4 protein-coding genes are annotated in these 5,694 nt (G+C 73.1%); 3 read left to right on the top strand and 1 reads right to left on the bottom strand.

Annotated elements, in window-relative coordinates:
* The first annotated feature begins 371 nt into the window (after nt 1-371).
* From ACIOGX_RS26005 to ACIOGX_RS25995, 3 genes are read left to right on the top strand one after another with little or no spacing between them, the layout of a single operon-like run.
* Nucleotides 372-1,580 (top strand): cytochrome P450, encoded by a 1,209-nt coding sequence (locus tag ACIOGX_RS26005; RefSeq protein ID WP_384765437.1) that lies wholly within the window; start codon nt 372-374, stop codon nt 1,578-1,580.
* Nucleotides 1,574-2,518: a beta-ketoacyl-ACP synthase 3 gene (locus tag ACIOGX_RS26000; protein WP_356515652.1), complete on the top strand. Its 945-nt coding sequence runs from the start codon at nt 1,574-1,576 to the stop codon at nt 2,516-2,518. The genes ACIOGX_RS26005 and ACIOGX_RS26000 overlap by 7 nt, the downstream gene beginning before the upstream one ends.
* 10 nt (nt 2,519-2,528) lie before the next feature.
* Nucleotides 2,529-2,771 (top strand): acyl carrier protein, encoded by a 243-nt coding sequence (locus tag ACIOGX_RS25995; RefSeq protein ID WP_356515653.1) that lies wholly within the window; start codon nt 2,529-2,531, stop codon nt 2,769-2,771.
* 84 nt (nt 2,772-2,855) lie between these two features.
* Here the strand turns inward: ACIOGX_RS25995 and ACIOGX_RS25990 are convergent, their stop codons facing one another.
* Nucleotides 2,856-5,624: an ATP-binding protein gene (locus ACIOGX_RS25990; RefSeq protein ID WP_401916592.1), complete on the bottom strand. Its 2,769-nt coding sequence runs from the start codon at nt 5,622-5,624 to the stop codon at nt 2,856-2,858.
* Nucleotides 5,625-5,694: the final 70 nt, after the last annotated feature.

Raw genomic sequence — 5,694 nt, 5'->3', positions numbered from 1 at the left:
GCGACACCTCGGTCAGACGAATGGATGGGTGATGCGGCCCACCATAGGCAGGCAATTCATTTCCGATAACCCCCTACAGGGTCCACAGTGAGGTGACGAGTCAATCCCTTATGGGGCCCCTTAGGGGGGTGGGGAGAGGGGGTTCGGGGATGCGCCGGAATTGCGTTGGTAAATGACGTGACCGGACCGGGAAAAAGGCGCGATCGAGCCTGAGGAAAATCCTGTCCGGGCCTGCCGGAGGAAAATCAGGGGGGCGGCACAGGGGGGTTGACTGGGATGGAACGCCTTTGACATAAAAGCTTTTCCGGCCGACCTATTCAGCACAGGCCGGCCGTCCGCCCGGTGTGCTTCGATGAAGGGGCTGTCCCGCCATGACCGAACCCATAACCGACAGCGAGGTGCCGGCCTACCCGCTGTGCCCGATGGACCGTCTGGACGCCTACCCGGTCTACGACCGGCTGCGCGCCGAGGAGCCGCTCACCAAGGTGCGCCTCCCGTACGGCGAGCCGACCTGGCTCGCCACCCGCCACGCGGATGTCCGGGCACTCCTGATGGACCAGCGCTTCAGCCGCGAGGCAGGACTGAACAAGGACGCGCCGCGCTTCGCCCCGGGGCCGTACGCGTACAGCATCCCCTTCATGGACCAGCCGGTGCACACCAACGCGCGCAAGCTGGTGGCACGGGCGTTCACCAAGAAGCGGATCGAGGCCCTGCGGCCGCACGTCCAGCGGATCGCCGACGAACTCATCGACAGCCTGGTCGAGCAGGGCCCCGGCGCGGACATCGTCGACATCATCGCGCGCCCCCTGCCGGTGGCCGTGAACTGCGTGCTCTACGACGTCCCCGAGGAGGACCGCGCCGACTTCCTCGGCTGGTCGGTGGGGTTGCTGTCCACCACCAACGCGCCGGTCGAGGACTTCGTCGCGAACTTCACCAACCTGCTCGCCTACACCACCAAGCTGATCGACGAGCGCCGGGAGAAGCCGGGCGAGGACCTGGTCAGCTCCCTGGTACAGGTGTGGGACGCGCAGGACGACTTCCCGGCGGAGGAGCTGCCCAACCACGTGGTGGCCCTGCTGCTCGGCGGCCACGAACCCGTCGCCGCCCACCTGGCGAACTCCCTCTACACCCTGCTCGAACGGCCCGAGCACTACGCGCAGTTGCACGAGCGGCCGGAGATCATGCCGACCGCCGTCGAGGAACTGCTGCGGTTCGTCTCCATCGGGGACGTGTTCGGCTTCGGCAGCTACGCCACCGAGGACATCGAGCTGGAGGGCGGCACCGTGCGCGAGGGCGAGCCGATCCTCGCCCTGCTGGCCTCCGCCAACCGCGACGAGAGCGTCTTCGAACGTCCGGACGAACTGGACCTGACGCGTGAGGTCAACCCGCACGTCGCCTTCGGCCACGGCCCGCACTACTGCGTCGGCGCCTGGCTGGCCCGGCTCGAACTCCAGGTCGTCCTGAGCACGCTGGCCCGGCGGCTGCCCTCCCTGCGGCTCGCCGAGGGCGACCGCACGGACTGGTGGTACGACATCACCACCGTCATCCGCGGCCTGAAGAAGATCCCGGTCGAGTGGTGACGCGGGGCGCCCGGATCAGTGGCCTGGGCGGCTACCGGCCCGCCCGGTCGGTGACCAATGAGGAGATCGCGGCGCGGACCTCCCTCACCGCCGACTGGATCACCGACCGGACAGGACTGAGGACCCGGGGCCACGCCGACGAGGGCGAGACGATCGTCGCGATGGCCGCCGAGGCGTCCGCCGCCGCCCTGCGCGACGCCGGCGTGGCACCCGCCGGCATCGGTCTGGTCATCCTGGCCACCCAGACCCCGGAGAACCTCATCCCGGCCGGGGCGCCGGAGCTGGCGACCCGGCTGGGCTGCGAGGGGGCCGGGGCCTACGACCTCAACGCGGCCTGCGCGGGCTTCACCTACGCGCTGTCCTCCGCCGCCGACGCGGTCCGCCTCGGCCATGTGGAGCACGCCCTCGTGGTCGGCTCCGAACGGCTCACGGACTGGACGACCCCCGCCATCGAGGACGTCTACGCGATGCTCGCCGACGGGGCCGGGGCCGTGGTCGTCTCCCGCTCCGCCGAGGACACGATCGGACCTCCGGTCTGGGGCAGCGACGGAGCCCGCAAGGACGTCCTCGCCGTGCCGGACGGGGAGCGGTACATCACGATGCGGGGCCGGCTGGTCTTCAAGTGGGCCATCGACTGCCTGCCGCCCGCCGCCCGGCTCGCCTGCGAGCGGGCGGGCACCACCGTCGAGGAACTCGACTGGCTCGTCATGCACCAGGCCAACCGCAGAATCCTGGACGCCGTCGCCAAGGACCTCGGCATCGACCAGGACCGGGTGGCCCGCGACATCATCGACGCGGGCAACACCTCGGCGGCGTCCATTCCGCTGGCCCTGCTCGCCCTGCGGGAATCCGGCGCGACGAAATCCGGGGACAGCGCTCTATTCCTCGGTTTCGGCGCCGGACTCACCTACGCGGGCCAAGTCGTAAGAATGCCCTGAAGGGAAAGAAATGTCTTCTGACGAAATCCGCACCGGAATCGACGAACTCATCCGCGAACTCGGAACTCCCGCCGGGGAGATTACCTCCGCCACGAGGTTCCGCGAGGATCTCGCCATGGACTCGCTCACGACCATCGAACTGTTCACCGCGGCGGAGCGGCGTTTCGGCATGGTGATTCCGGACGAGGAGGTCGGCAACATTCACACGGTCGGCGAACTCCGGAGCTTCGTCGCACGGGAGGCCGCCGCCTGACACGGCCCCGCCGGCCGGGCCCGCCGCCGGAGCCTGCCGCCCGCCGGGGCCCGCCCGCCGGGGCGGGCTCCGGCGGGCGGGCCCTCAGCAGGAGAAGACCTCCGTCAGCTCCCCCCGGCGGGTGAGGGCCAGCTTGCGGTAGACCTTCGTCAGATGCTGCTCCACCGTGCTCGCCGTGACCCGCAGCTCCGAGGCGATCTCCCGGTTCGTCCGCCCCCGGGCGGCCAGCTTGGCGACCCGCTCCTCCGCACTGGTGAGCGCGGCTCGTACCTCGTGGCCCGGGGCCGTCCGGGCCGGGTACACGGACGGCACCGGCCGCGTCTTGGGCAGCAGCCTGTGCGGCGCCGGCCGCGTACCGCAGCGGGCGGCCGGCTCACGCGCCTGGTCCGCGGCGGGCTGCCCGTCCGCCGCGGCCCCCCGCGGCAGACCCTCCCCACTCAGTTCGGCCAGGGTCTTCGCCAGCTCGGCGCGGTCCCCACACGCCCCCAGCGCCGCCGCGGACTCCTCCAGCAGCCGTTCCCGCTGCTCGCCCGACGAGACCGCCGCCAGCATCCGCAGGGCGGTGCCCCGGGCCCGCGAGGGCCCCGGCCCCGCCAGGGCGAGCTGCTCCTCGGCCAGCCACCGGGCCTCGGCGGGACACCCGAGCGCGAGATACGCCTCGGCGGCGTCGCTGCGCCACGGCGCCAGCGCGGGCAGGTCGAACCGGCCCTTGCGCATGATCCGCCCGCAGGTCAGGAAGTCGTCCAGCGCCCCGTCCGGCCGCCCCGCCAGCAGCTCGAAGTGCCCGCGCGCGTGCAGGTACAGCGGCCCCAGCAGGGTGTCCATCAAGGTGTGCGGCACCGGTCGCCCGGCCAGCTCCGCCGCCGCGTCGAGGTTGCCCGCCGCGACCGCCGCCCGCAGCGCGAGGACCAGCGGAATGCTCGCCCCCAGCGGCCAGTACTGACCGGGGATCAGCCGCATCGCCTGCCGGGCCAGCCGGTCGGCAGGCACGAGATCGCCGTGGCGCAGCGCGATCTCCGCCCGGATCAGGGTCAGTACGAGCCGCCGCCCGGCCAGCCCGCTCTCGTCCTCCCCCTCCAGCAGCCGCTCGCACCAGTCGGCGGCCCGCTCCGTGCGGCCCGCCAGGATCAGCGTGACCAGCGCCGTACCGACCGCTTCGAGCGCCGGGACGCCTGTGCCCAGGCCGAACAGCGCCGCGTCCGCCTCCTCCGCCGCGGCCTGCCGGTCCCCCGGACCCAGCAGCGCGCGCAGCGCACCGACCGCCCGCAACCGAGGGTCGGGGTGCGTCTCCGTGCTCGACGCGACGTCCTCGCGGCCGTTCTCGTCGTCCGGGAGCGCCGGGTACCAGGTGCCCAGCGAGAGCCGGGAGAACCGCAGGCGCAGCGCGGTCTCCGGGTCGGCCACCGTGCGCGCCGCGTCCAGCGCGGGCAGCACCGCCGCCACCTCGTCCAGTCGCCCCGACATGAACAGGTGCCGCAGGATCAGCGGCAGGTGGGCGGGCGCGACCCGGTCGTGCCGCAGCGGCCGGGTCAGCCGGTGCACCCGCCGCGCGGTCGCGAACGGGTTCACCCACTGCTCGTGGTGGGCCAGCCGCATCACCAGCTCGTCGCGGCGCCGCGCGTCCCCGCACGCCCGCGACGCCAGGTCCAGGAAGGCCGCGGCGTGGTCCGGGCGGCCCAGGGCCGCGGCCTCGTCCGCCGCCTCGTCCAGCACCCGCTGGGCCCACTCCTCCTCGGCGTATCCCGAGGAGAGCAGGTGCAGCGCCACCGTCGTGGACGAGGCGCCGTCTTCGTCCAGGGCGCGGGCGGCCCGCCGCTGGAGGTCGGTGCGCTCCCGCTGGGTCAGATCGGCCAGCACCGCTTCCCGCGCCGCCGTGTGCCGGAACCGGGAGCCGGTGACCAGCCCCGTCCGCTCCAGTGAGGCGAGCGTCCGCTCCACCGCGTCGTCGCCCCGGTCCAGGATCCGGGCGATCAGCTCCGGCGAGGCCGAGTCGCCCATGACCGCCGCGACCCCGGCGACATCGCGGGTGGCGGGCTGGGCGCGGTGGACGCAGTAGCGCACCGCCTGCTGGTAGGCGCTGCCCACCGCGATGCCGCCCGGCCGGTGCGCCTCGGCACCCGCCGCCCGCGAGTCCTGGAGCAGCGCCCGGGTCAGCAGCGGGTTGCCCCCGGTGATCGCGTGCACGACCGCCGCCGAGGGCCGGGCGCCGTCCGCCGCCCACCCCGCCAGCAGCGCGTCGACCCCGGCCACCGAGAGCGGCCCGACCGACAACTGACGGTAGTGGGGCTGGCCGAGCAGCCCGGCGCGGAACAACGGGTGCACGGTCTCCGGCCCGGCCCGCTCCGCCAGCACGATCATCAGCCGCGCCGCCCGCGAGCGGTGCGCCAGGTGCAGCAGGAACTGGAGCGAGGGCACGTCCGCGAACTGCACGTCGTCCACGAGGAGCAGGACCGGCTCCTGCCGCGCCGGCCCGAGGACCACCTCGCACAGTCCGTCCAGGATCTGGCCCGGGATGTGGCCGATCGCCTCGGAGCGGAGGTCCGAGGAGTGTGCGGCCGCCGCGCGGCCCTCCGCGAGCAGCCGGTCCGCCTGCACATGCCGGGCCGGTGAACCGGCCTTGGCGAGCAGCTGCGAGAGCATGTCGAGCGGCGCGACCTCACTGGCCCGCAGGCACTGCGCCGTCAGCACCACGGCGCCCGCGTCCGCCGCGAAGTCAGCCATTTCGTAGAGGAGTTCGGTCTTCCCGGCGGTCGGCGGACCGGTGACCAGGACCAGCGCCCCAGCCCCTTCCAGGGAGCGGGTGAACAGCTCCCGCAGAACTTTCAGCTCGTCGTCCCGTTCGAACAGGTTCATGCGTGTGGACTCCCCCGGTTCAGCCAAAGAAGTGATTCGCCGGGGCGGCGGCCACGCGGGCCGCCGCCCC

Origin of the sequence: Streptomyces sp. NPDC088147 (genome assembly GCF_044741565.1) — a bacterium.
GTDB lineage: Bacteria > Actinomycetota > Actinomycetes > Streptomycetales > Streptomycetaceae > Streptomyces.
This window is presented reverse-complemented; position numbering and strand designations above follow the sequence as displayed.

Coding starts and splice junctions, on each gene's coding strand:
- ACIOGX_RS26005 (WP_384765437.1), top strand. CDS start 372: ATGACCGAACCCATAACCGACAGCGAGGTGCCGGCCTACCCGCTGTGC.
- ACIOGX_RS25995 (WP_356515653.1), top strand. CDS start 2,529: ATGTCTTCTGACGAAATCCGCACCGGAATCGACGAACTCATCCGCGAA.
- ACIOGX_RS25990 (WP_401916592.1), bottom strand. CDS start 5,624: ATGAACCTGTTCGAACGGGACGACGAGCTGAAAGTTCTGCGGGAGCTG.